Origin of the sequence: Pilosibacter sp. YYHA0881 (assembly GCF_051602715.1) — a bacterium.
In the GTDB taxonomy this organism is placed as follows: Bacteria; Bacillota; Clostridia; order Lachnospirales; family Lachnospiraceae; genus Alitiscatomonas; species Alitiscatomonas aceti.
Map to the genome: position 1 here is coordinate 1,455,648 of NZ_CP175657.1, position 25,657 is coordinate 1,481,304.

General features: G+C 55.5%; 26 protein-coding genes. 3 read left to right on the forward strand and 23 right to left on the reverse strand.

From position 1 onward, the window contains the following. Positions 1-49: 49 nt before the first annotated feature. Entirely contained in the window at positions 50-907 is an 858-nt protein-coding gene (locus ACI6NM_RS06790; protein WP_438501095.1) for a branched-chain amino acid transport system II carrier protein, read from the forward strand. 53 nt (positions 908-960) lie between these two features. On the opposite strand, the gene ACI6NM_RS06795 is transcribed toward ACI6NM_RS06790, so the two are convergent. From ACI6NM_RS06795 to ACI6NM_RS06830, 8 genes are all read right to left on the reverse strand, one after another. Beyond that, positions 961-2,013: a hypothetical protein gene (locus ACI6NM_RS06795; protein WP_438501082.1), complete on the reverse strand. Its 1,053-nt coding sequence runs from the start codon at positions 2,011-2,013 to the stop codon at positions 961-963. 208 nt (positions 2,014-2,221) lie between these two features. Next, a complete protein-coding gene (locus ACI6NM_RS06800; protein WP_262427046.1) occupies positions 2,222-2,692 on the reverse strand; it encodes a hypothetical protein in 471 nt (156 codons plus the stop codon). Beyond that, positions 2,689-3,153, reverse strand: coding sequence for a DUF3990 domain-containing protein (locus ACI6NM_RS06805; protein ID WP_262427047.1), 465 nt, complete (start codon positions 3,151-3,153; stop codon positions 2,689-2,691). The genes ACI6NM_RS06800 and ACI6NM_RS06805 overlap by 4 nt, the downstream gene beginning before the upstream one ends. 261 nt (positions 3,154-3,414) lie before the next feature. Further along, positions 3,415-4,881, reverse strand: coding sequence for a leucyl aminopeptidase (locus tag ACI6NM_RS06810; protein ID WP_262427048.1), 1,467 nt, complete (start codon positions 4,879-4,881; stop codon positions 3,415-3,417). A gap of 101 nt (positions 4,882-4,982) precedes the next feature. Then, positions 4,983-5,528 carry a flavin reductase family protein gene (locus tag ACI6NM_RS06815; RefSeq protein WP_330599902.1) on the reverse strand — a complete coding sequence of 182 codons (546 nt, stop codon included), beginning with the start codon at positions 5,526-5,528 and terminating at the stop codon, positions 4,983-4,985. Between the two features lie 115 nt (positions 5,529-5,643). After that, positions 5,644-5,922, reverse strand: a complete 279-nt coding sequence (locus ACI6NM_RS06820; RefSeq protein WP_022272833.1) for a type II toxin-antitoxin system HicB family antitoxin — start codon at positions 5,920-5,922, stop codon at positions 5,644-5,646. A gap of 138 nt (positions 5,923-6,060) precedes the next feature. Continuing rightward, positions 6,061-6,966: a radical SAM protein gene (locus tag ACI6NM_RS06825; protein WP_158358263.1), complete on the reverse strand. Its 906-nt coding sequence runs from the start codon at positions 6,964-6,966 to the stop codon at positions 6,061-6,063. Between the two features lie 36 nt (positions 6,967-7,002). After that, positions 7,003-7,416: an EamA family transporter gene (locus tag ACI6NM_RS06830; RefSeq protein ID WP_158358265.1), complete on the reverse strand. Its 414-nt coding sequence runs from the start codon at positions 7,414-7,416 to the stop codon at positions 7,003-7,005. 269 nt (positions 7,417-7,685) lie between these two features. On the opposite strand from ACI6NM_RS06830, the gene ACI6NM_RS06835 reads away from it, so the two are divergent. Next, positions 7,686-8,156 (forward strand): GNAT family N-acetyltransferase, encoded by a 471-nt coding sequence (locus tag ACI6NM_RS06835; protein ID WP_262427049.1) that lies wholly within the window; start codon positions 7,686-7,688, stop codon positions 8,154-8,156. A gap of 75 nt (positions 8,157-8,231) precedes the next feature. Here ACI6NM_RS06835 and ilvD read toward each other — a convergent pair whose 3' ends face one another. From ilvD to ACI6NM_RS06865, 6 genes are all read right to left on the reverse strand, one after another. Further along, entirely contained in the window at positions 8,232-9,977 is a 1,746-nt protein-coding gene (gene ilvD / locus ACI6NM_RS06840) for a dihydroxy-acid dehydratase (RefSeq protein ID WP_262427050.1), read from the reverse strand. 40 nt (positions 9,978-10,017) lie between these two features. Further along, on the reverse strand, positions 10,018-11,379 hold the full coding sequence (locus tag ACI6NM_RS06845) for a GntP family permease (protein WP_420361280.1): 1,362 nt from the start codon (positions 11,377-11,379) through the stop codon (positions 10,018-10,020). A gap of 246 nt (positions 11,380-11,625) precedes the next feature. Further along, on the reverse strand, positions 11,626-12,357 hold the full coding sequence (locus tag ACI6NM_RS06850) for a FadR/GntR family transcriptional regulator (RefSeq protein WP_262427052.1): 732 nt from the start codon (positions 12,355-12,357) through the stop codon (positions 11,626-11,628). A 10-nt stretch (positions 12,358-12,367) separates the two neighbouring features. Continuing rightward, positions 12,368-13,255 (reverse strand): DMT family transporter, encoded by an 888-nt coding sequence (locus tag ACI6NM_RS06855; protein WP_158358273.1) that lies wholly within the window; start codon positions 13,253-13,255, stop codon positions 12,368-12,370. A gap of 104 nt (positions 13,256-13,359) precedes the next feature. Continuing rightward, entirely contained in the window at positions 13,360-14,436 is a 1,077-nt protein-coding gene (locus ACI6NM_RS06860; RefSeq protein ID WP_262427053.1) for an AI-2E family transporter, read from the reverse strand. A gap of 65 nt (positions 14,437-14,501) precedes the next feature. Further along, on the reverse strand, positions 14,502-15,203 hold the full coding sequence (locus ACI6NM_RS06865) for an RluA family pseudouridine synthase (RefSeq protein WP_158358275.1): 702 nt from the start codon (positions 15,201-15,203) through the stop codon (positions 14,502-14,504). A gap of 170 nt (positions 15,204-15,373) precedes the next feature. On the opposite strand from ACI6NM_RS06865, the gene trhA reads away from it, so the two are divergent. Next, positions 15,374-16,030, forward strand: a complete 657-nt coding sequence (gene trhA / locus ACI6NM_RS06870) for a PAQR family membrane homeostasis protein TrhA (RefSeq protein ID WP_022272843.1) — start codon at positions 15,374-15,376, stop codon at positions 16,028-16,030. Positions 16,031-16,039: 9 nt separating this feature from the next. Here trhA and ACI6NM_RS06875 read toward each other — a convergent pair whose 3' ends face one another. From ACI6NM_RS06875 to ACI6NM_RS06915, 9 genes are all read right to left on the reverse strand, one after another. After that, positions 16,040-17,569, reverse strand: a complete 1,530-nt coding sequence (locus ACI6NM_RS06875) for a D-alanyl-D-alanine carboxypeptidase family protein (RefSeq protein ID WP_316451097.1) — start codon at positions 17,567-17,569, stop codon at positions 16,040-16,042. Continuing rightward, positions 17,566-17,832 (reverse strand): GIY-YIG nuclease family protein, encoded by a 267-nt coding sequence (locus ACI6NM_RS06880; RefSeq protein WP_158358277.1) that lies wholly within the window; start codon positions 17,830-17,832, stop codon positions 17,566-17,568. Before ACI6NM_RS06880 ends, ACI6NM_RS06875 begins: the two co-directional genes overlap by 4 nt. 270 nt (positions 17,833-18,102) lie before the next feature. Then, on the reverse strand, positions 18,103-19,662 hold the full coding sequence (locus ACI6NM_RS06885) for a DUF3794 and LysM peptidoglycan-binding domain-containing protein (protein WP_262427082.1): 1,560 nt from the start codon (positions 19,660-19,662) through the stop codon (positions 18,103-18,105). Between the two features lie 64 nt (positions 19,663-19,726). After that, complete coding sequence (locus ACI6NM_RS06890; RefSeq protein WP_215654995.1) at positions 19,727-20,578, reverse strand: tRNA 2-thiocytidine biosynthesis TtcA family protein; 852 nt, start codon at positions 20,576-20,578, stop codon at positions 19,727-19,729. Positions 20,579-20,738: 160 nt separating this feature from the next. Then, positions 20,739-21,176 (reverse strand): protease complex subunit PrcB family protein, encoded by a 438-nt coding sequence (locus ACI6NM_RS06895; RefSeq protein ID WP_262427083.1) that lies wholly within the window; start codon positions 21,174-21,176, stop codon positions 20,739-20,741. 105 nt (positions 21,177-21,281) lie between these two features. After that, the gene (locus ACI6NM_RS06900) at positions 21,282-22,406 is read right to left on the reverse strand and encodes an ABC transporter ATP-binding protein (RefSeq protein WP_262427055.1); all 1,125 of its coding nucleotides are present in this window, start codon (positions 22,404-22,406) and stop codon (positions 21,282-21,284) included. A gap of 2 nt (positions 22,407-22,408) precedes the next feature. Continuing rightward, positions 22,409-23,452, reverse strand: a complete 1,044-nt coding sequence (locus ACI6NM_RS06905; protein WP_215654999.1) for a FecCD family ABC transporter permease — start codon at positions 23,450-23,452, stop codon at positions 22,409-22,411. Beyond that, positions 23,449-24,714, reverse strand: a complete 1,266-nt coding sequence (locus ACI6NM_RS06910) for an ABC transporter substrate-binding protein (protein WP_262427056.1) — start codon at positions 24,712-24,714, stop codon at positions 23,449-23,451. The genes ACI6NM_RS06905 and ACI6NM_RS06910 overlap by 4 nt, the downstream gene beginning before the upstream one ends. Beyond that, positions 24,711-25,646, reverse strand: a complete 936-nt coding sequence (locus ACI6NM_RS06915) for a hypothetical protein (RefSeq protein WP_262427057.1) — start codon at positions 25,644-25,646, stop codon at positions 24,711-24,713. Before ACI6NM_RS06915 ends, ACI6NM_RS06910 begins: the two co-directional genes overlap by 4 nt. Positions 25,647-25,657 lie beyond the last annotated feature (11 nt).

The following is a 25,657-nucleotide window of genomic DNA, read 5'->3' on the forward strand; positions in this document are numbered from 1 at the left end:
AGGATCGGCAGATTCCTCGACTCCCAGCCTTCTGCTCCTTCTTCTTTTCCTGTTTGTCCAGTTTGTTCTCCGCGGCGACGCCGGAGTTGCCGCCGCCCAGGCGGACTACCAGGCGAACCCCATGGTCAAGGGCTTCCTGGAAGGCTACCAGACCATGGACACCATCGCAGCCTTAAACTTCGGCCTTGTGATCGCCACCACCCTGCGGTCCCTGGGCGTTGAGAAAAAGAACGATCTGATCCATTACACCACCCGCGCCGGTCTGGCTGCTGGAGCCATCCTTTCTGCAGTGTACCTGATGCTATCCTATATGGGAATGAAAAGCTCTGCCGTTTATGCCATCCCGGAAAACGGGGCTGTGGTGCTCCGCCTCATTGTAAAACAGCTGTTCGGAGACGTGGGTGCCGTGCTTCTGGCCGCCATCTTCACCCTGGCCTGCCTGACCACCTGCGTGGGGCTCATCACCTCCATCTCCCAGTTCTTCTCTTCCCTCACTGACCGTCTGAAATACAGACAGTGGGTGTACCTGATCGCCGGCTTCTCCTTTGTGGTCTGCAACCAGGGCTTAAATACGATCCTTGGGATCTCCGTACCGGTGTTAAACGCCATCTATCCGGTATCCATCGTCCTCATCATCCTGGGACTCCTGGATGAAAAGCTGGGAAAAAATCCGTATATGTACCCGGCTGTCATCACTGTCACCGGTATCGTAAGCTGCGTTTACTGCCTGGATTACAACATGCACATGCCTCTGGGCTTCCTCTCCGACCTCTGCCATACGTTCCCGCTTTATTCCCTGGGACTGGGCTGGGCCGGTGCAGCCGCTGCTGCGGCTCTGATGAGCCATCTGGCATACCGGCTCCGCAGCCGCCGTGTTTCCCAGAACGAAACGGAGGCCGCGGCGTAGGAAATACGCTGCGGCCCCTGGCCATGGCCCGCCCATAAGGCGGGCCGTATTTTTTATCTCTTCTTTAAGATCGCCGACCTCTCCAGGTATCCGGCCACAGCCAGATGCACCGCGCTGCAGGCGGCTGCCAGTAAGAACACATACTGTGGACCCCATACCTTCCAGATCACCCCGAAGCCGCCGGATACCGTCACTGCCAGCACATGATCCACACTTAAGCCCAGAGACAGATTTCCCATCACATCCTCCGGGCGCAGGCTCAGCTGCTTCATCATCACCGTATGGACAGTATTAAAATGATCTGTCAGCATCACCAGGATATAGGCCAGGAAAACCAGGACCGCTCCCAGTGGTCCGTCCCCGAACCGGCCGGAAGCCGCGCCCCAGGCTGCAAAGGCCGCAAAGAGAAACGCTCCGGCAAAGTATCCGCCTTCTATGGCCAGGGATCTGGAAACTCCCAGGTGGTCCAGCATCCGGCCGATGACTGGGGAAAAGCGGCTCCCGATCAGATGGGCAGCCATGCCTAAAAGCGCCAGGGTATCCGCTCCCATGGCTAAAAGCTCCACAATGAGCCAGGGCGCAAATACGATCCGCATCCGCTTCTGACAGCCGTAAACGGCGGTGATCAGATAATAGGGAATGTAGCGCTTCCGGATATGCAAGGTATCCCGGCGGCCGGTGTTCCTGGCCCGGGGCACATTGAGCTCCGGAGCTGTTTTTCTGAGCCGGACTGCAAAAAAGAGACCGGCGGCAGTAAAGAGAAGCCCCGCCACAAAGGACGGGATCACGCCGTTCCCGAACCAGAAGATCCCGGTTCGGTATCCAATAAAGACAGCCGCCGACGCGGCCATGGATGACAAGGTCATCCTTCCCTTAAGCTGTCCTAAAAAGGTTCCCGTTTTCCCCTCTCCCGACAGATCCATGGCAATGCTGTCCCGCAGGGGCATCATCATATGCTCTCCCAGGGAAAAGGAAAAAAGAAAGATCTGCATGATAAAATATGACGGCGATAAAAGGCCCAGAACTGCCAGTCCCAGGGTACAGAAGCCGTAGGCCATGACCATCAGGGACAGGTTTCCGAGCCCCGAAAGAGCCGTCAGGATCACCACGCACAGGATCCCAGGCGTCTCCCTGGGTATCTCTAAAAGCCCGCGCTGGACCGAATCGACGGCAAATACCTCCTTAAAGTAATTGGAAAAATACCCCGCTGCTTAAGCCCACGGCCAGCGACAGGCAGAGTATGGCGTACATAAAAAGCTTTTTTGTGTCGTGATTTATGTCCATGATCTATTCCTCCCTGGAATGTTTTCTCCGTTAAAAACCGCCCTCATAATACGCCCTGGCAATTACATAGGACGGCTCATAATATGCACTGCAGTTATAATTATCGATCACATCACAAATCTCATGATTATAAACCCGGATTATTCCGTCTACCTCGGATTCTCCCGGCTTCTTTGTATCGTGGATCAGTCTCTCATAAACTTTCCCCATTTGGAGAGGCCCAGGAATTTTTGTTACCAGCTCCGGGTCTACCCGATCCACATGAAATGTCCCCTCCGACAGTTGGTATGTTTCTATCCAGTCTTTTTCGACTGCCAGGGGATTTTCTGCATGGAGGACGTTTGCCACGCTGACCAGATGTTCCAGACTCTTTCTGCCAATCTGATTCACCACATAGCGGTTGCGCTGATGAAGTCTTCTTGCAACCCGTTCAATCATGTAACAGACAAAAAATATATCATTTCTGCTGATTTCCTCATCTGGGAAATAAATATTTGTCACAGAACTTCACTCCCCTCAAAATACAGAGTTTTTAAGGCCTCTTCCGTACAAAAAGCAATCTGGTGTGTTGGATATTTAAATCTGACCAGTTCCCAGAAAGCCACTTTAGAAATATTCCCCGATATATAGTCCTCTACATAATCCCAGATCTGGTCATCCGCCATAGGACCTTCTACAATATCAAATCTATGTTCTCTGTCTCTGCGGCAGTTCACTACAAATTCCAGCCATTCTTCTGTCATCTCTTTAAAGATACAAAGATTCAGGTCTCCATTCTGAACATAAGTATAGCAATTAACAATCGATTCTCCCCTTTTTGTCAACGCCCACCTCTTCGCCTGTTTTATGAGGCTGGTACAATAAAATCCATACCCAAAATCTTTATAGTAACCATTGACCAGAATTCTGGGTTCCTGTACAACCGCATTGCTTCCATGATAAACAAGCTTTTCTTTTCTCACATTTCTACCTCCTGTCCATGTCCCCATTTTACCAGTTTCCGGACGTCCCGGCAAGTACCTCCGCCCCAGTTCTCCCACCCTTTGCCGTATCCGGACAGAACCTCTCCTCTGCCAGCGGCTGCCTGTCCTGGAGCAAAGCGCAGAATGGATCCGTCTGTCCTTTTCGAGAAAATATCGTATGGGACAGAAATAAACCGGGGACAGGAGCGCCGCAATTTTACAACGTCCCTGTCCCCCAGGTGAGAACACAAAAAAAGATTTTTATCTGGATATTACCTTCACTGTCTCATACAAAAGGCTCACGCCGTAGCCGGTGGCGCCCTTGATCGAATAGTCTATATCCTTTGACTCCCAGCTGACTGGTGCAATATCCACATGGACCCAGGAATGATCCTCCACAAATTCCTGGAGGAAGAGTCCCGCTACAATGGCGCCGCCGCCCATGGTGCTTCCCTGGGCGCTGTTCTGGATGTCTGCCACCTCAGATTCGATCACAGGGAAAAGCTCCTTGTCCAGCGGAAGCCGCCAGATCTTTTCGCAGGCCCGCTCTGAAGCCTCTTCCACCTCTGCATAAAGCTCCTCATCATTGGAAAACACAGCCGAGCTCCTGACTCCCACAGCTCCCTGGGCAGCCCCTGTCAGAGTGGCGATGTCGATGATGGAGCCGGCGTTCTCCTTCCGGATCGCATAGGTCAATGCGTCCGCCAGGGTCAGACGGCCCTCTGCATCCGAATTGAGCATTTCGATCTTCTTTCCGTTCATGGAAAATAAAATATCACCGGGAACATATGCATCACCGGAGATCATGTTTTTGCATGCAGCAACCACTGCGATTACATTTACAGGAAGCTTTTCCAGCGCGATGGCACGGATCGCTCCGATCACTGCTGCCGCGCCTCCCATATCTCCATGCATGGTCTCCATCCTGGATTTCAGGCTGTATCCGCCGGAATCGAACATGATCCCCTTGCCCACCAGGGCCACCGGAGGCTCCTCCTCCTTTCCGCCTTTATAGCGGAGGACAATGAGCCTGGGCTCTGCCGCGGATCCTCTTCCAACGGCCAGGAACGCCCCCATATTCATCTCTTCTGCCTGTTTTTTATCATAAATCTGGACCTCGATGCCCAGATCTTCTGCCAGGGCCTCACACTCCTTTGCAAGCTGCTCCGGATCCATGAACATGGACGGATGGTTCACAAGATCCCTGGCAAGCAGGGTGCTTTCCGCCACATGGGCAGCCTCCCTGGCAAGCCTTTCCATACCGGCGGCGGAAGTCACTACCGCCGCTTCCTCCATCCCGTTTACCACTGGAACCGACCGGTAATGGTTAAACTGATAGGAAACCAGATGCGGGAGCTCCATGATCTTCTTGGCCATTTCCGGATCATGGGTGATTTCCGCCGCATTGTCCAGGAAGATCTCCGTCACGGCCGCAGACGCGTCCTTACAGCGCTTTAATGCCTTTGCAAAGGCCAGGAACACCTCCCGGTTGGTGGAGCTTCCATCTCCCAGTGAAACCAGGACTACCTTTTTAAAGGAACCATCCAGATACAGATTCAGATCATAGACCGAGCCGCAGGCGGCTGCCAGCTTGCCTGCAGAAAGGGCAGCCTTCACCGGACCGGAGATCACCTCCGGAAGCTCTGTATTTAGAAGCTGATCATCAGAAAACGGGATCACAGCTGCATCAAAGGACGGGACCGCTTCTTTATAGATTTTTACATTCATCGTTTTTTCTCCTGTTTTTATCCTGTTCCATTTTAAGTTCAGACATCCTCCCGCAGGCAGGCCTGCGTCGGATGGATCGATCTTTTGCCCCTGATATCATTTTAGTCTTCAATCATATATGCGCTTACGATCTGGCCATAAAAGGCGTAATGGTAATTCTCCAGGGAACCGCCAAAGGGAGTCGGCTTCTCACTGGGATAATGTTCCTTTAAGATCTCCTCCGGCATGGTATCTGTATTCTGTTTTTCCACGCAGACCACCCGGCACTCCAGTGTCAGCGGCAGCTCCTTGACCGCCGGAACAGAGATCACCTCCGGATCCACCAGCGTAAGTCCCAGCTCCTTTGCCTTATCCATATCCCGGCCGGATTTAGAGCCGCATACCCCAAGGATCTTCGGATCAAACGCTCCATAAGGAACATTCACGGTAAACTCCGGATTCTTCTCCAGCTGCTCTTTTGTGAAGCGGCTCTTTCTGATATAAGCCGTAAACACAGGGAGGGACCAGTCGATCCCCAGGGTCCCCCAGCCCAGGGTCATGGAATCCACCTTCCCGTCTGCCTTTGTGGTGATAAGGACTCCCTTATCCAGAGCCTTCATGATGTCTCCCGCATAGTCGAACACATTGATCTTTTTCTTCAAAACCATACCTCTCTTTCTTCTGGCTTTTGTCCCACAGACCAGTATATACTCCTCCCGGTCCAGGCAGGGACTGCAGCGTGTCATTATTTCTTCGGCCGCCCTATATACGGCGTCCGGAAGCTTAATCGTTATCCGGAAGAAGCTTGATCCGTACAGAGATCATTTTCACCAGCTGTCCCTCTTCCAGTTTTATATCCTCCACATGGGTAGAAAATGGAAGATCGCTGTCAAATTCCTCCATCTCCACGGTGATCCAGTTGCAGGCCGCATCCCTGGCGTTCTCGATGGCGTCCTCCAGATCCGGCCCGTCTGCCTCGCAGCACTCCAGGTCCGGGAAAAATGCATGGTAGCCCTTTCCGTTTTTATGGGGGGTAAATACCGCCGGGTAAGTAAATGTCATAGTTTTTGCTCCTTATTCCTGTAATATGGCACATCGCCTGTCCCCAGAACGGGCGGCAGGCGATGGCTGCATCTGTACTTATTATAATGAACAGAACCGGTTATGTCAAACCTTCTGATGATTTCTCATACCGCCCAGTCACTCTTTCAGGATCACTGCGTCCGGTATCCTCTCCGCCCACGCAAAGACCGGTTCCTTCTCTTTCCACACTTTTATGGCTCCGTCCAGCATTCCGAGCATCTTCTCCTTTTCCCCGGGAAGCCTTCCCCGGACCCGGAAGGTGATACAGTCGTGGAATCCATCGTAGGCCACGCGCTGGCCCTCCCACTCCATAAGCTGCAAAAGCCTCCGCTCCTCCTCCAGATTCTCCAGCTCGCTGGCCGGAAAAAACCGTCCGGCCTTCGCATCCTCATATAGCGGTGTTCCGGCTATCAGAAACAGAGAAAAGTTAATGATCCGCTCCGGTCTGGTCCGGTTAAAGAACTCCGCCGTGGCCTCTGCATTTTCCAGTCCTCTCCCTCTTCCGGCGATGCCTGTCATGATATGGGCGTCATAAATAAGCCCCGCAGCACGCAGCCGCTGGATCTGCTCATAGGCCTGTTCCAGGGTGTGGTCCTTTTCCATGGTCCCCAGAACGTCGTCCAGGCCGCTTTCAATGCCCAGATACAGATGACCCACTCCCGCCGCAGCCAGAGCCCTCAGCTCTTCATCGCTTTTCAGCCGGATATTGGTCACTGTCGCGTCCATGTTGATGGAACGGCAGGAAGGAAAGGAGCGCCGGATCTTCCCGGCAATTTCCAGCAGATGGCCTGTCTCCAGGCCAAAGGCGTTTCCATCCCCTAAAAATACGGTTTCCGGGTCGCCTCCCAGGGCCCGTACCCGGAGGATCTCCTCCTCCACCTGTTCCATGGGAAGCTGCCGGTATTTCAGATGCTTAAACAGGTTGCAGAACCGGCAGCGGTTATAGGAGCACCCCACAGCCACTGGCAGCATAAATGAGGACCGTTCCATGGGTCCCCGGCAGATCTGTCCCTCATAGATCATGATCCAGATTCCTCCCTTCCTTTGTATGCCCGATTTCTACAACACCATCAAAAGCGTTCCCGCACCGATCAGGACACAGCCCAGAACGGTCTTCGGCGTGACGCTCTCATGAAGAAACACAAACGCCAGGATCAGTGTGATCACAACGCTCATTTTATCAATGGGCACCACCTTGGACGCGTCTCCCATCTGGAGGGCTTTATAATAGCACAGCCAGGATGCCCCGGTGGCAAGGCCCGACAGGATCAGGAAGATCCAGCTCTTTTTCCCGATACTGGAAAGCCCGGACTGTCCGCCTGTGAGAAATACCATTCCCCAGGCCATGATGAGCACAACGACCGTCCGCACCGCCGTCGCCAGATTGGAATTCACTCCCTCGATCCCCACCTTGGCCAGAATGGAGGTCAGCGCCGCAAATATCGAAGAAAGCACTGCAAACAGCATCCACATAATGAACCGCCCCGATTCCCTGGATTTCCCAGAACTTTCTTTTATTATATTCCTTTTTCTACCCTTGTCAATTATAACCGTTCCGCCATCCAGCTTCCTCCGGCTCATCCCCATGGACAATCCCCTTTCCCTATGCTAAAATGATCCCAGCGGGTACCTGCCCTGCGGCGCAGGAGCTTTCCCTGGACCGGCGGCCGGCAAGGCGGCAAGACCTGGGCGCGTACAGGGTTCACGGATCCGTAAAAACTTTATAGAAGGAGCGGAGGATCATGCAGATTCAGATCAGGGCAGCCATGGCCCGGGACTACGAAGCAGCTGTAAAAATACTTTCACAGGTACAGGATATGCATGTGGAATGGAGACCGGATATTTACAGACATACCAGTCATCTGATGTCAATGGAAGAGTTTCAGCAGGCCGCAGAGGACCATACGTTCTTCGTTGCGGAAAACGAAAAGAACCAGGTGATCGGGATCCTCCAGATCATGTTTAAGCATGTGGAAGGTCCGTCGCATACCACCCGCGATTTTATTTTTGTGGACCGGATGGCTGTGGACGAAGCATACCGGGGAGCCGGTGTTGGACATAAAATGTTTGATTTTCTGAAAGGATTAAAGGCGGAAAAAAATATGGACGCCATTGAGCTGCAGGTCAATGCAAAAAATACGGCGGCGTATGAAATGTATAGAAAATACGGTTTTACAGAAAAATCCATCAATCTGGAGCTGCTGGAACCATAAAAAACACGGTTTCCGCGTAAATAACAGCCAAAGGGGCAGGCCCATGGCGGACCTGCCCCTCTCATTTTTATTTCTTTAAAACTCCAGGTATGCGCCCTTCATGGGACTTGCCGCGTGTTCGCTGAACAGCCGCAGCACTCCCTTCTGGTACTTCTTCTCCCTGGGCTTCCAGTTCTTTCTCCGTTCCTTTAGGATCTCGTCGATCTCCTCCATGGTCTTTCTCTCTCCATGGATCCCGATGATATTGAGCTTTCTCTCCATCACGTCGATCTCGATCAGATCCCCTTCCTCCACCAGTGCGATGGGACCGCCGTCCACAGCCTCGGGGCTGCAGTGGCCGATGACCGGACCAGTGGACGCGCCGGAAAACCGGCCGTCGGTGATGAGGGCAATGCTGCGGCCCAGCTCCTTATCGCTGCTGATGGCCTCGGAGGTATAGAACATCTCCGGCATTCCGCTGCCCTTGGGGCCCTCGTAGCGGATGAACACCGCGTCGCCCTTCTGGACCTTGTGCTTTAACACTGCATCCAGGCACTCCTCCTCGCTGTCAAAGGGCCTTGCGTTTAAAACAGCCTTGAACATTTCCTTGGGACAGGCGGTGTGCTTGATCACCGCTCCCTCCGGCGCTAAATTGCCCCGGAGAATGGCAATGCTTCCGTCGGTGCCGATGGCCTTATCATAGGGACGGATGATATCCTCCTTTGTCAGAGACACGCCATAGCGGCCATTGAACTCGGAAAGCCATTTTCCGCATCTCTCATAAAAGCCGTTCCGCTTCAGCTCCTCCAGATTCTCGCCCAGGGTCTTTCCTGTAACGGTCATCACATCCAGGTGGAGATGCGCCTTGATCTCCTCCATGATGGCCGGAACGCCGCCTGCATAATAGAACACCTCTGCCGGCCACCTTCCCGCCGGACGTACATCCAGAAGATAATGGGCGCCCCTGTGGAGACGGTCGAAGGTATCTCCTGTGATCTCGATCCCAAACTCATGGGCAATGGCCGGGATATGAAGAAGACAGTTGGTGCTTCCAGAAATAGCCGCATGGACCAGAATGGCGTTTTCAAAGCTCTCCAGAGTCACGATCTCGCTGGGCTTCATTCCCGGAGTCAGCGCCAGCTTCACGGCCTGACGGCCGGCTTCCCTGGCAAAATCCAGAAGATCCGGGCTGGTGGCCGGCATCAGGGCGCTTCCCGGAAGAGCCAGGCCCAGGGCCTCGGCCATGATCTGCATGGTGGAGGCTGTTCCGATAAAAGAGCAGGCTCCGCAGCTGGGACAGGCGTTGCATTTGGCCCAGTTTAATTTTTCCTCGTCGATCTCGCCCCGCTGGTATCTGGCGCTGTACATGCCTAACTGCTCTAAGGTCAGCATATCGGGACCGGCGTTCATGGTGCCGCCGGGGACCACGATGGCCGGAACGTCAGCCCGGGCCAGGCCCATGAGATTTCCCGGAAGCCCCTTATCACAGCTTGCCAGATATACGCCGGCATCAAAGGGCGTGGCATTGGCATGGATCTCGATCATGCTGGCGATCATCTCACGGCTCACAAGGCTGTAATTGATGCCGTCGGTCCCCTGGCTCTCGCCGTCGCAGATATCCGTGCAGAAATACCGGGCTCCGTGGCCTCCGGCCTCTTCCACGCCCTTTCTTACCTCTTCCACCAGGATATCCAGATGGCCGCTGCCCGGATGGCTGTCTCCAAAGGTGCTCTCGATCATTACCTGGGGCTTGGAAAGATCCTCCGGCTTCCAGCCCGTACCGATACGTAAGGGATCCAGCTCTGGAGCCAGCTCCCGCATTTCCTGACTTTTTAACTTCATAACTGCCGCTCCTTTTCTAATCTGAGAAAAACTGAACTATTTATGCAAAGAATGAAATGATCAGGGCCACAAGGAAGCCGGTTCCTCCCACCAGGGTCTCCATGATGGTCCATGTTTTAAGCGTTGTCTTTTCGTCCATTCCCACCAGGGATTTTACCAGCCAGAAGCCGGAATCGTTAAAGTGGGAGCAGACAGTGGCCCCTCCGGCAACAGCCGCCGTGGTGCAGGCCAGATATAAGGGGGACAGGCCCGCGATCTCCGGCATGGCCGCGATGATCCCGGCCGCCATGGTCATAGCCACAGTTGCGGAACCCACGCAGATCCTTACCAGGGCTGCCACCACAAAGGCCACCACAACGATGGGAAGGTTTGCAGAGGATACTGCCTGGCCGATGATATCTCCAAGGCCGGAATACTGGAGCATATAGCGGAGCACGCCGCCGCAGGCTGTTACCAGAAGGATCAGTCCTGTGGGCTCCAGGGATTTTGTCATGATCTTTTCCAGCTCCGGCATGGTATATCCATGTTTTACGCCCAGGATCACCATTGCCACAACGGTGGCGATCAGAAGGGCCACAAAGGGCTCACCCAGGAAGCCTAAGATCGGACGGAGGCTTTCCATGGCCGGGACCACTCCAGCCACAGAGTCCAGGATGATCAGTACCAGGGGGATCAGAATGATCCCGACGATGGTCCAGAAGCCAGGGAGCTTGGATTCATCCATATCTGCCTGGTTTGCCACATGCTCCGGGACCGGAACCATATATTTCTTTCCGCAGATGGAGCCCCATACTGGTCCTGCCACGATCATGGCAAAGATACCGCAGAAGATCCCGATGCCGATGACCCAGCCCAGGTCCACATTTAACATGTTGGCCACCAGGATCGGACCCGGTGTGGGCGGAATGAACGCATGGCCCACCGCAAGACCCGCTAAAAGCGGGATCGCATAAAACAGAGAGGAACGCTTCGTCCTCTTGGCCAGAGAGAAGGCCAGGGGGATCAGGATGATCAGGCCGGCGTCAAAGAATACCGGCATGGCGATCACAAGGCCTGTGATGCCCAGGGCCCAGGCGGCCTTCTGGTCTCCGAACCGCTTTACCATGGTCACAGCCAGGGTCTGGGCGCCGCCCGAGACCTCCAGGATCGCGCCGAACATGGATCCCAGGCCCACTAACAGGGCGATTCCTTTTAATGTGTTTCCGATACCGTCATTGACGGCTGTTACGATCTGCTCATAGGGCATTCCGGCCAGAAGACCGATGGCGATGGCGCCGATCAGGATCGCTACCATTGCCTGCACCTTAAATTTGATGATCAGGACCAGCAGCAGTACCAATCCGATCACAGCGGCGGCTACCAGCCTGCCGGGGTTTAAAGCTACAGCTTCCATAGTGAACATACCTCCCGTTTTTACATACCTCTTTGGATTCACTCTTAAATACATCAGATGTCTTATGACATCCTGGTTTCATTGTACTTATTTTGACTATTATTGTCAATACATCAGATGTTCTTCCTTGGTTTTCTCTTTTTCGCACAAAAAAACAGCGGTCTCTCCCGTCTGGGACCCGCTGTTTTCATTCATTCTGCACAATACGTCCGGCCGGGCATCTGCCGTCACTCATCAGACGTCTGCCCCCTGGCCCTATTCCCCTTCTTTCCGGCCTTCCAAGTCCTTTTCCTGGGCCTCCAGAAGCTCCAGGAGCTTCTGCCGGTTATAGGTCAGATGCATGATCATGGCGCACCTGGCCCCCACCGAATCTCCCTTCAGGATGGCATTGGTCACTGCCCGGTGGGTCTCAATGGTCTCCTTCATCAGCTGCCGGCGGGTCAGGGTCGCAAAGGTGGACACGCTGGAGTTGATAAGGGGGATCAGGATTTCCACCACCCGGTTCCGGCTGCACTTTGCAATGCAGGTATGGAATTCAATGTCTTTTTTAATATGGTTGATCCCGGCAGTATACTGGCGCTCCACCTGGTCGCAGAGAGACTCAAGCTGCGCCTTCTCCTCCTCTGACGCATACTCGCTGGCCAGGGCGGCGATCTCCGGCTCCAGCATGAGCCTCACCTCAAAAAGCTCCAGGGCCAGGTGGTATTTGTCCTCAAACCGGCCAAGCCCCAGAGGATCCTCCTCCAGGGAGCTGGTACTCACCACATACGTTCCCGAGCCCCTCCGCACCTCCAGGACGCCCTTTGATACCAGGCTTTTCACTGCCTCCCTTATGGTGCTCCGTCCCACGCCGAACTTTTCCGCCAGCTCAAATTCGTTGGGGAGCTTTTCACCGATGGCTACCGGCTCATTTAATATGTACTCCATCAGGGAATCCTCGATCTGGGAGCCCAGGAGCTTTTTTCCCACTTTTTCCAACTGATCCATGGTCCTCCTCCTACGAATTTTTCGCGTACAGATAGACGCCCGCCAGCACAACCGCAGCTCCCGCCACCTGGATCAGTCCCGGGATCTCCCCGAACAGAAGGATCGCGGAGATGGAGGCAAATACCGGCCCCGCCAGCTTCACTGTGCTCACATAGGTGGGCGTTAAGAACTTAAGGCTCCAGCTGAATACGCTGTGGCCCAAAAGGGTACAGAACACAGCCAGGCACAGGCTCATGATCCAGTTAATGGGCTCATAGCCGGTCATGGGCACGCCGGAAACGGCGTCGAAGACCAGCAGGGATAAAAAGCAGCCCCAGTAAAGGACGTATGTATACACCATGGTGCTCATATGGCTCCGTTCCCTGGTCCCGATCAGCGTATAGCAGGCCGAGAAAAAGGCCGCTAAAAGAGCCAGGATATCGCCTAAGACTGCGTTCTTTCCGGCTCCGCCTCCCGTATCGGCCATGGCGATGACCACGCTTCCAAGAAAGGCGATCCCGATGGCCAGGATCTCCTTTTTCCGGATCTTCTTTCCGAAAAAGATCAGGTATCCGAAGGCCGCAAAGGCCACCTCCGTATTGACTAACACCGTGGAGCTGGCAATGGACGTGTTGCTCAGGGACTCAAACCATACCACAAAGTGCATGGCCAGGAACAGGCCCGAAAGGCCGCAGAAAGCCAGATCCTTCCCTTTTAAGGAAAGCAGCTCTTTCCTGGTCTCCCTTTTGGAAAAAATAAGCGGCGTCAGCAAAAGCACCGTCCAGCCCAGCCGGTAGGTGGCTGCAATGGTACTGGGCGCTGTCATATACCGGAAAAACGCCGACGACATGGAACAGCTGAACACTCCGGCTAAGAGGATCAGCTTGGCCTTCAGATTCGATCCAGATCTCTCATTCATTTTCTTTCTCCCCCGCGTAAACAGATCGATGGTCCCCGGCTCCGGAAGCTCCGGCTGCCAGAGGACCCGGAATACGTCTATGATAATACGTCAGATGAGTAAAGTCAACGGCTTTCCCCATCCTCTCCGTAGAGCTTCACCAGATCCTCAATGATGAGCAAGCCCACAGGCCCTAAAAAAAAGCCGGACACGCCAAACAGTTCCAGGCCCACATACATGGAGAACAGGGTCTCCAGCGCCGAAAGGCCCATGCGGCTTCCCATGAGCTTTGCCTCCAGGAACTGCCGGATAAAATAGCAGAGGCCGTAGATAAAAAGGAGCACCGCCCCCCTCCACCACTGGCGCTCCAGGAGAAGGAAGGCTCCCCAGGGGACCAGCACCGCTCCGGTCCCGAACACCGGAAGGGCGTCCAGGAGCCCGATCCCCAGGCCCAGCAGCACCGAATACGGATTCCCCAGAAGGGTCAGTCCCAGGGTACAGATCATGGCCGTCACCGCCATGATCACAAGCTGGGTCTTAAACCATGCGCTGCCCGCCGACGCGATCCGTCTTCCCAGGACAGAAAATTCCCGGTGGAAGATGGATCCGCTCTTTTTCTCCCGGATCTCATCCATTTCCTCCAGGGTCATGACTGCGGCCACAAAAAAGAGCACCAGAAATACCACAGCCCGGACCGCCCAGGCCAGGACGCTGACAGAATTGGTCATAAGAAGAGGAAGGGATGCCTGACGCACAGCCTCTGACGCGTCGCGGACCAGCTCCCTGGCCAGGCCCACAAGGCTTTCCGGCATCAGCCCCATCTTCTCCTCCAGGCTTAAAAACAGGCCTGTAAGGATCCGGTCGGCCTCAGAAAGCCATTCCGGAAGACGGACCATGAAAAGCCTGGCCTGGGCCAGAAGCCGGCTGCTGCCAAGATAAAAAAGCCAGCCCAGGACTGCTCCCATAAAAAGAAGCTCCGCGCCGCCGATGACCGCCGCAGGGATCCTGCGCTCCTTCCCGCCCAGCCGGATCGTGAGCCTCCGCTCAAAATACCGGACCGACGGTCCCAGCCACAGGGCCGCCAGGTAGGCGCACAAAAAGGGAACCACCAGGGGCAGGAGGTATTTGAAGCCTCCGTAGACTGCCCCGGTAATTCCCAGTATCAGAAAGATCTTCTTCAGTTTTTTGCCCGGCTTACCCATGGAATCACCCGTTTCTGTTTTGTACTTCCTTTGTACACCACTTAGTATGGGCCGGATTCCTTTCCTTATGCGTCCTGGAAAAATTTAAATTTTGAAAATGCGCCGCCGGACGGAGGCACGGAAAAGGTCATGGGCTTTCCTGTGGACGGATGGACAAAGGAAAGGGACATGGCGCAGAGAGCTAGGGGCCCTGCTGCTGCGGCCGCTCCTGTTCCGTATTTCCGGTCCCCAAAAAGCGGCAGGCCCCTGGATGCAAACTGGACCCGGATCTGGTGGTGGCGTCCGGTCTCCAGACGGATCCGTAAAAGCGTCAGGATCCCGTTTCCCCCGTCCTCCAGGCTTTCCAGAGCCTCATAGGACAGTTCAGCCCGTTTTCCACATTTTCCACCATGATCCACAACATAGGATTCATTTCCATCCACGGATTTTTCCAGATAATCCACAAACTTATCCACATCTTTTTCCGGCTTTCCACATACAACAGCCCCATAGATCTTCTCCAGCTTCCGGTCCTGGACCTGTCTGCTCAAGGCTGCGGCAGCATTTTTAGACAATGCATACACCATTACCCCTGACACAGGCTTATCCAGTCTGTGGATAACTCCCACATAGGGCTCCTTTCCCGGCGTGCATAACTTGTGGATAACCAGATATTTCCGGATCTCGCTGACCATATCCGGCGCAAACCGCTTCGCCGCCTGGGATTCCACTCCCGCAGGCTTCACCGCCACCAGAATATCCTTATCTGCATATAATACCTGTACCATGGTCCTTCCTTTCCTTCTGTCCATTTACTTTGATGATAAAAATATTTTCCGAACCCCTTGCATATTTTAAGGCAAAGTGATATAGTATATAAAAAAGTTAGATGTAGTTTTTAAAGCTACATTATGTATTATTAAAAATTATATTCCATTTTCTGATTGGAGGTATGTGTATGAAACTCAGTGTTAAGGATCCCGGCAGCGCCCTTACCCATTTTATCGCAATGATCCTGGCGGTCCTGGCTGCGGCTCCCCTGCTTTTGAAGGCCGCGTTTTTCACCGACCGGCTCCACGTGGCGGCCCTGGCTGTATTTATCGTCAGTATGATCCTCTTATACGCTGCCAGCACCGTCTACCACACCTTCGATATTTCTGAAGGCGTCAACCGGCTCCTCCGGAAGATCGACCATATGATGATCTTTGTCCTGATCGCAGGAACGTATACGCCGGTATGCCTCATCGTTCTGGGAAATTCTGCCGGATACCGGCTCCTGGCCCTGGTGTGGGCCATTGCAGCCGTGGGCATCCTGATCAACGCCCTGTGGATCAGCTGTCCCAAGTGGTTTTCCTCCTGTATTTATATCGCCATGGGATGGATCTGTGTGACAGCCTTTGGACAGATCCTGTCCTCCCTGACTCCAGGTGCCTTCGGCTGGCTCCTGGCCGGAGGGATCATCTACACCGCCGGAGGCGTCATTTATGCATTAAAGCTCCCGCTTTTCAACTCCAGGCATAAAAATTTCGGGTCTCACGAGATCTTTCACCTGTTCGTCATGGGCGGGAGCTTCTGTCACTATATGATGATGTATGGCTATCTGGCCGCAGCCTGATCCAGGGAGCTAGCGCCGGTGTCCCCGGCCCTGGCTCCTGTTTTTCTTTTCTTCCAGCAGGCGGTTAAACTCTGCCGCTGCCTCCGGCCCCTCTTCCATCAGTCTTTGCCGGCGGCGTTCCCGTCTCCGGGCGGCTGCCTCCGCCTCTTCTTTCCTTCTCTTCCGGATCCAGACCATCCAGAGACCGGCCCCAAGGGCTGCCAGGACCGCCAGGATCACACCAGGGATCACAGCCTTCGGAAGCTTCATGGAAAACCTTCCGTCTGTTTTCTCCGGATCCACAGAGGCCGTCTCTGTGGGCTCCTCTGTATCCTCCGGTTCCTGGGCGGCGCTTCCGGTCTCCCCGCTTCCATCCTCTGTTCCAGGCTCTGCGGCGTCTCCGCCGGAAGGCTCCGTTTCAGCCGGTACCTGGATCGTCTTATCCAGGAGGTAGGCCTGTCCCACCTTTCTTTCATTATAAACGTACTGGAGGAGGGCCACCGCATTGGCAGGCGCTTCTTCCGGAAGGGCTTCCAGGGAAAGCTCTGCATCACCGAAGGAGGCCTCCTCTGGCAGAGTCACCACTTTTCCTTCCTCCACCATCAGATCTGCCGGGTTATAGGACGTGCCGCCGATGTCCACGGCCTCCTCCCCGGTCACATACCGGGTCTCGTTTTCTGCGATCCCCACATTCTGAAAGCGGTCGAAGCCGAACTGTAAAAGGGCCTTGCCGTCCAGGAAATACTGGCGGGGACTCCCCTTTAAGATCACAGACACCAGCCGTCTTCCGTCCTTTTCCCCATAGGTCACCAGCGTATTTCCTGCCTTTAAAAGATACCCGGTCTTTCCAGCCACCGCCTCAGGACAGTAAAACTCACTGGCCGTATCCTCGGTGATCACCAGACGGTGCTCCTGGCGCACGGTGAAGCCGTTGGGATTGTTAGTGGTGGGGCCGACCTCATGGGACACGGAGGAGCTGATCTCCAGGAGCTTTTCATTCTGGAACGCCGCGCAGGCGATCTTTGCCATATCATAGGCCGACACATTCTGGGTATCTCCGTTGAGACCCGACGGATTCTCAAAATGACTCTCATTGCAGCCCAGCTCCGCCAGCTTCTGGTTCATCATATCCACAAACGCCGGGATACTTCCCGCCACATGCTCTGCCAGGGCGTTGGCCGACTGATTCACCGACGAAAGAAGAAGGGCATACAGGCAGTCCTCCACCGTCATTGTATCGCCGATGGCCAGGCTGTATTTATTGCCGCTGTCCGCCTCCACGCTGTTCATGGCGGTCTCTGAATACGTCACTGTATCGGAAAGCTCCGCATGCTCCAGGACGATCAAGGCAGTCAGAAGCTTTGTGATGCTGGCAGGCGGATATTCCACATGGCTGTTCTGGCCAAAGATCATGGTCCCCGAATCCACGTCCATCAGGGCCCCGGCCTCGGCCTGGATCCCCGTATCCGACGGCCAGTCGGGCCGCGCAAAGGCCGTCATGGCAAAAAGCTGGCAGAATGCCAGCACGCTGCATAGTAATTTCTTTGTTTTATGTTTCACCTGGTTCCTCCTGCTGTCTTATCCTGTGTTCTCACAAGAGCTTCTTTTTCTTTTCTCGTCATCCGTTTAATGGCGGCTTCCCGGCTCATGGCCTCCCTTTTGGTCTCAAAGGCCTCATAATAGACCAGGACCACCGGCCTTCTGGGCTTCGTATACTTGGCCCCGCGTCCCATATTATGGGTATTCACACGCTTTTCCAGATCGTTGGTCCAGCCGCAGTAAAAGGTTTTATCCGCACATTCCAGCAGATATGTGTAGTTCATATCCATCCGTCCTCATGTTATGTAAACGGCAACGGCATCTTAAGGCTGCCATCGCCGCCCCGGCCAGGACAGCCCTTCGGGCGCTGGTTCCGGATCTATATCAAGCACCGGCCGGATGCGTTTTCCTGTGTGAGTCCGCTTTTGTCTTCCGGCTTATACTCTATTATATGGTATTTTGCCCGAAATGCAACCAGACATTCTTTCATTTTTCAGATCCCTGCCGCCTTATATGCGGCCTGACGGGGATACTGCCCGCCAGACCGGCACCGCCTAGGCCCGTTCCCCCACCGCCTTCACGATGATCAGCTTATCTCCAGGCTGGATGGACGGATCCGTAAGCCCGTTGTCTGCCATGACCGCATCCACACTGGTATGAAATTTTCTGGCGATCTTCCACAAAGAATCCCCCGGCTGTACCACATAACCCACGATCCCCGGGATCTGCTTCAGCCGTTCCGTATCCAGGGGCTCCTCCCGCACATTCAGGATCACCTGGCCGCAGACCTGGTTCAGCACCAGCACATCCATGGTCACCGACGCCTTGATCTCCACGCTGTCGCCGCCCAGCATCACGGCAGAGATCTGCTCCAGTCCCGGCTCCATCTGGTAAACACTGTCCTCTGTGATCCCCGGTACCTGGGCCGTCATATGGAACGGCAGCACCTCTGTGGACGCTCCCACCGGAGAGGAGTCGTCGGCAGTCAGATACAGAAGCTGCACCTCCAGAACGCCGTCCATGGACAGCTCTCCGTCCCGGATCTGTACCTCATCCAGCTTCACGTCTCCGTCGCTGTGGCAGATCTGCAGGATCCGCTGCCCCACCGGCAGATCCACCTTTTCCTGGAGCCTGGTCTTCAGCTGGTTCCTGGCGGCGATCTGGTCAAAGCACGCCTCTCCTGTATCCAGATCCAGCTCCCGGTCCAGGGCGTACAGATCGTTTAAGATCTCCAGCTCCTTCTCCTCATAAAGCCGCATATCCAGCTCCATGACCGCATCCACGGACAGCTCCCGCATCTCTCCGTCCGAATCCGGATTCACCTCCAGCTCCTTATGTACCAGACGCACCGTGATAAAGGGGATCATTTCCTCCACCGAGGGCTCCAGCTCCACCTCGCCGGAAAACGGCACCGTTTCCTCCAGGCACTGGACCGGCACCTGACCGGCCTCCCCGGAATAAATGGCGAACACCATCAGCTCCCCGTCCAGGCGTATCCTCCCGTCCAGGGGCCTCGTATTCACGCCCCGCAGGCGTATGTCCTGCCACAGAAGGGTGTCGATATCCGGCTTATTTCCCGAAAGGGACAGTACCTCCCGGACCCGGAACGTATCCTTCCGCCGGGCGCTTAAGGCCGCCACAGCTATGGTTTTCTTTAAGGTCTCCACGTCCCCGTCAAATCTCGCGTCCTCCGCCGCCTCGGCGTCGAAAAGGGTCTCCGCCTGGAGCTTTAAGGTCACCAGGGCCTTTACGTTCAGCTTCCGGGAATTGATGATCCCCAGCTTCAGATCGTCTAACTCCCAGCCGGCCTGGATATGATCGTTCTCCAGGAGACCCGGCATATTCACCCGCTCCTCAAAGGGAAGGTTTCCGGCCAGGGTCATGACCTGTCCGCCGGGCGTCCGGTACAGCACCCGGAAATCCAGCCGTCCCCGGACCTCCACCTTTTCCCCCTGGTTCTTCGCCGACTCGATCTGGATCTCTCCTCTTTCTAAGATCAGCTGCTCCACGTCCTCCATGGTATCCGGCACGTTAAAATCATCGTCCAGGGTCATCTGGGACGCAACGCTGCCGCTTCTCCGGTTCATATGGATATGCTTTTTCACCAGCTCCATCATAAAAACGCCACCACACCTTTCCAAAGCCTTTGCTTTACAAAAATGTATGATGGCGTCCTTCTTAATATTCCTCCAGGAAATGATGGCGCTCTCCCCGGCGTATATATCCGATGCAGGCGTCTGTATTGACATTTTCCACGCTGCGGAAAATATTCATGTCAATATACGGGCTGGTCTTCCGGAACTCCCCGATCAGCTTCTTCATTTCCTTCCTCTTGGACAGCTCCTCGTTCTGTCTCCGGCTGCTCTCCTCCGTAAACCGGCAGGCGCACTGTAAGAACTGAAGCTGATTATATTCCTTCCATGCCAGGATATCCGCCTCCTTCACCAGGTACAGGGGGCGGATCAGCTCCATGCCCTGGAAATTGGTGCTGTGGAGCTTGGGCATCATGGTATTGATCTGGGCCCCATAGAGCATGCTCATAAGGATCGTCTCGATCACATCGTCAAAATGGTGGCCCAGGGCGATCTTATTGCAGCCCAGCTCCCTGGCGTTGGCGTACAGGTTTCCCCGCCGCATCCTGGCGCAGAGGTAGCAGGGGGAGTCCTCCACATCCACCACCGTGTCAAAGATCTCCGTCTCGAACACGTGGATCGGGATCCCCAGGATCCTGGCGTTCTCATGGATCAGCTTCCGGTTTTCCTCCCGGTAGCCCGGATCCATCACCAGAAACTTTAACCCGAATTCCATCTTTCCGTGCCTTAAGATCTCCTGCATGCACTTGGCAAGGAGCATGGAATCCTTTCCGCCGGAAATACAGACTGCGATCTGATCGCCCTCCTGTATCATCTCATACTCGTTGAGTGCCTTCACAAAGGGCCTCCAGATCTCCTTCCGGAACCGTTTGATAATGCTTTTTTCGATCTCTCTGGTCCTTTCCTTAAGGCCCTCCTCCTCGTACCGTGTCTCCATCCTGTACCTCTCCTGTTTTCTTTTATCCGTATGTTTCCCCATTCTACCAGAAAATCCGGCCGCGGTAAAGCAGTTTCCGGCCAAAGGCTTCCATACGGCCCGGAGGACAGGCATCCCGGCGTCCCAGCTTCCCGGATGCCGGGACCCTTCCTGCATCCGCCTACTGGAATACCACCGGCTCCTCTAAAAACTCTGTTTTCACGATCAGCACCGGATAGGACGGATCCGTTCCCGTGGCCTCCCCCTTTTCCGGCCCCAGAAGCTCGGTCCGTATCACCACTGAATTTTCTGTCAAATACAGCTCCTTAACGGTAATGCTGTATCCGCCTCCGGTCTGGGGGCCCTCCCCGATGACGATGTACATATCCTGCCCGTCCGCATATGTAAGCTTAAAGGGCTTCTCCCTCTTTTTTCCGATGAGCTCTGCCAGGGCCTGGGGGACCTCCCCCTCTCCCGTCACTGTAAATTCCAGATCCCGGATCTTTTCCGTATCCCCGCTGCCGCCCCGGCAGCCCGTAAAGCCAATGCAGCCGGCGGCAAATACCGCCAGGATCCCCAAAAGCGCCAGGACGCGTTTTCCCGGCCGTTTCATTCTCACTGCCATAAAAAAGGCTCCCTATGAATTGGTCGTTACCATTCTATTCGGAAGCCGCTTTTATTATTCGTAACAGTCCAGCCGGGCATCTTCCCGCACGGCGGTCTGTTACGATTCTCCTGCGGTCTTTCCTGACCGCTCTGCATACTTAAAAAGATCTTCGTTTTCCTTCTCCCATACTCCAAAGCCCGTCCGGCAGCAGATCACCCTTTGGCACCGCCGGATCCATGCCCGGGCCTCCCTCACAGCCTCCTCCGGCACTGGCCCCAGGGGAACCTTCACCACATGGGCAGCCAGGGCCTCCGCCGCCGGGAGATCCAGATCATTTTCAAACAGGATCCCTGTGACAAAGGGCACGTTCTCCCTCTGGAGTTTCCGGAATACCTGCCGCCCCGAGCCGTTCCCCGCGATCACAAATACCGCATTTTCCGGGAGGTCCTCCGGCTTTACAGCGCCTCCAGGAACAGAAAACTCCACAGATCCCCCAGCCGCGTCAAATTTCCCGGCAGTCATCCCGAACAGCCCCTCCACATATCCCGGTGTAAAGACCTGCTCCGGCGTTCCGCACCGGTCCATGCGTCCGTCCTTTATGCACACCACCCGGTCCGAGATCCTTTCTGCCAGATCCAGCTCGTGGAGGGACATGAGCACCGAAAGATCCTTTTTCCTGGCCATTTCCCGGAGCAGGGAAAGGAATTCCAGCTTATACTTCACATCCAGATGAGAGGTGGGCTCGTCCAGAAGGATCATCTCCGGCTCCTGGCAGAGCGCCCTGGCCAGCATGATCCGCTGGCGCTGCCCGTCGCTGATCCGGTCAAAGGGACGGTCCCCCAGGTCGGTTCCATGGACCAGCTCCAGGGCCTGATCCACGGCTCTCTGGTCCTTCTCTGATAAAAGTCCCAGCCGCCCGGTGTAGGGATACCGCCCCGCTGCCGTCACATCCCGGCAGGTCATAAGCTCCCCCTGGAGTTTTTCCGTAAACACCACCGCCAGCTTCCTGGCCCGTTCCTTCCTGGGGATCCGTTCCATGGGAACGCCGTCCAGCACCAGCTCCCCTCCCATCGGCGCAAGTCCGCCGGAGATCGTCTTAAGAATCGTGGACTTTCCGGCTCCGTTGGGGCCTATGAGGGTCACGATCTCTCCCCGGCCAGCATGAAAGGAAAGTCCCTCCGCCACTGGCCTTTTCCCATATCCGGCCGCCAGCCGGTCCGCATAAAAACAGCCGTTTCCCACCTTTATCCCCTCCTCTGGTATTTCTTCATCATAACGGCGATCACCACCGGAGCTCCCAGCACCGCGGTCACTGTGCTGATGCTGAACTCTGCCGGAGCCAGAAGAGTCCTGGCCAGAAGATCGCTGAACAGGCAGAACACGCCCCCTCCCAGAAAGCACGCCGGGATCAGCACCAGAGGCCGGGAGGTCCCAAACAGGCTCCTCACCAGATGGGGCACGGCGATCCCCACAAAGGACACCGGACCGGCAAAGGCCACGATACAGGCTGATAAAAGACTGGATAAGAGCACCATCCAGGCCCTGAGACGGCCCACATGAATCCCCATGCTTTTTGCATAGACCTCTCCCATCTGGTACGCAGCCACCGGCTTAGAGAGAAGGAATACGGCTGCCGAGGCGGGAAGCACCACCAGGCACATGACTGCCGTATTCTCCCAGGAAATGCCTGAAAAGCTACCCTGGGACCAGTTGTGCAGATTTACGATATCTGTATCGTCAGCAAAGGTCACCAGGATGTCCGTAGCTGCCGAGCAGATATAACCGATCATGGTGCCTCCAAGGATCAGCCCCGCCGTCTGCTCCACTCTTCCGGCCATAAGGAGCACCAATCCCATGGAGGCCAGGGCTCCAGCAAAGGCCGCCAGGATCATGGCCGCAGATGTCACCCGGACAGCATGGCCCAGAGAGAACACCATCAGACATGCCACCAGAAGCTTTGCCCCGGAGGAGATCCCCAGAACAAAGGGACCTGCAATGGGATTCCGGAAAAAGGTCTGGAGAAGATAGCCGGAAAGCCCCAGGGCTCCGCCTAAGAGGATGGCTGCCAGAGCCCGAGGGAACCGGATCTCCCAGACGATCCCGGCCGCAGACGAAGCGCCGGGAGCCGGAGCGCATCCCAGCTTCCAGGCAAATACTTCCGCCACCTCCTCCAACGGGATCTCCACACTTCCGGCGCACAGGCTCCAGCCCAGGAAAAGAAGAAGCAGCGCCAGGAGCGCCGCAAAAGCCAGTCCATATTTTAAATGCCCGTTCCGCTTTCTGTTCACTGCTCCTCCTCTCTTCCGGCCGGGAGCCGGTAAAGGTAGACCGTTTCCCCCTGGCCCGTCAGCATGGCCCGGATGTCCTCTGCAAAGGTCCCCAGAGCCATGGAGCTCTGATAAAGGTCCCTGGCCGTACACCACACATTTCCTTCCTTAACCGCCTTAAAGTCCGCCAGCAGCCCGCTCTTTCCCAAAAGCTCCTCCACCGTTTCCAGCCCGCCGTCCACGGCACTGTTATAAATAAGGAAGTCCGCGTCCTTTACTGAGGAATAAAATTCCTCCAGCTGCATGTTCACAGACGAGCTGCGGCTTTCTCCAGTCCCCAGATCCTTAAAAATATATTCTCCGCCCGCCTGCTCAATGAGCTTCGGCACATAATCCGAGGACTTTCTCACATTGACCATACCGGCGGCCGTAATATAAAAATACGCAACGGTCTTTTTTCTGCCCTCCTCCGGAACACGTCCCCCCTCTGCTCTGCGGGCCGGATCCACATCTGCGCCGTCTCCGGAAGCCGCCTCTTCGCTGCCTCCTGCCGCCGCCTCCATGGCTGCCTTCTGCTCGTCAAATGCAGCGGACGCCTGCTCCTCCTTTCCTGTGAGGGCTCCGTAAAACTTGATCCATTCCATGCGGCCCAGAGGCTCAGTCTCGTAGCTGGAATAATCCACTGCCACCGGGATCCCAAAGCTCTCCAGCTTTTCCCTTACCTCCGGCGCATGGCTGATCATGGTATTCTCCACAGCCAGGCTGCAGCCCTCCGCCAGGATCCGCTCATAATCCGGGGCGCTGTATTTTCCGGCATAAAGGATCTTCCCGCTTTTCATGGCCTCCCTGGCCTCTTTGATGTACCAGCCGTCTGCATCCGTCCCGGAAAGCCGGATCGTATCCAAAGCGTCCAGGGCCCGGAACATGTCCATGGCCGCCGAAGCCGCCAGATAGATATTTTTCACCGGCTGGTATACCACAGCCGTCTCCTCCGGCACATCCTCCGGGGCCTCCTTCCCTTCCGGCACCAGGAGCATACGGCTCCCGTCGGCCACAGTCAGCACCTGGAAGCCGTCCTGGTAAAGATCCACGGCAAACTGCTCTGCATACTCCAGCTCCAGCCGCCCTGTATATTCCAGGGAAGAAAGCTCCAGGGGACGGAGCCTGTTCCCGGCTCCGGATCCTCCGGCCGCTTTACAGCCCGTTAAAAGCGCTCCCGCCGCCGCCCAGATCCCCAGGATGACCGCCTGTTTTTTTATCCCTGCCTTCCAGCTCCTCTTCATGCCGCCCTCCTCTTTTTTCTTATCCAGAACCAGCCGCTGGCTCCCGCCGCCAGAAAAGCTGCTCCCGCCGCCATCCAGAAACCGGTCCCCGCCGTTTTTTTCATGGCTCTCACTGTGCTCCGGTCAAAGGTCAGGGTATACTGGATCTCATGGGGATCCCCCATGGCTGTGGTATCCGCGGCCACATGCATGGGGACGTCGAACACATAGACCGGGATCTGGAAGGCTGAATTGCCCTCCTCGCTGACCGGAAGGTACTTTTTCCCATATACCGCCATATAGTCATAGGCGGAGCTGCTCCATGTGATCCGCACCGATGCCTGGCCGTCCTTTACTGTAAGCTCCGCCGGAGACTCCACTGACGCCCGGCCGCTTCCTCCGGAAAGGGCTGCGTCGATCCAGTACCTCCCGTCCTCCAGTCCGGCCTCTGCCGGAAGGACCCAGGCTTCCTTTGGAAGGGTATCTCCTTTAAAAACGATCTGCCGGTCGTACCATTTCTGCTTTCTTTTACTGAAGGCCGCGCATTCCAGCCCCTGGTCCAGGGCCTCCACCGGAAGCTCATACGTATAGGCTCCGTCTGCTTCCTCCGAAAATCCTATGTACTGGGACGGATCAGCGTCCAGAGCCTCCTCTCCCGTTCCCATGAACAGCTTCAGATATCCCTTTCCGCCCAGGGTCACCGCTGCTTTCATACTCCCATCCTTCACCGTAAGCTCTGCCCGGACGATCCGGAACATGGAGGAGCTGGACTCTGCCTCAATGGGATACGTCCCGTCCTTCAGCGCATATCCGGGTACAGGGACGGCACTTTCCTGTCCAATGGCCTCTGCGGCCTCCCGGCCTTCTGACGCCCCATAAGCAGCAGCCGGCATGAAGACCATGCCGGCTGCTGCCGCAAGGAGAGCCGCCAGGCTGTTCCTTACATATTTCATCCGCCTCTCCC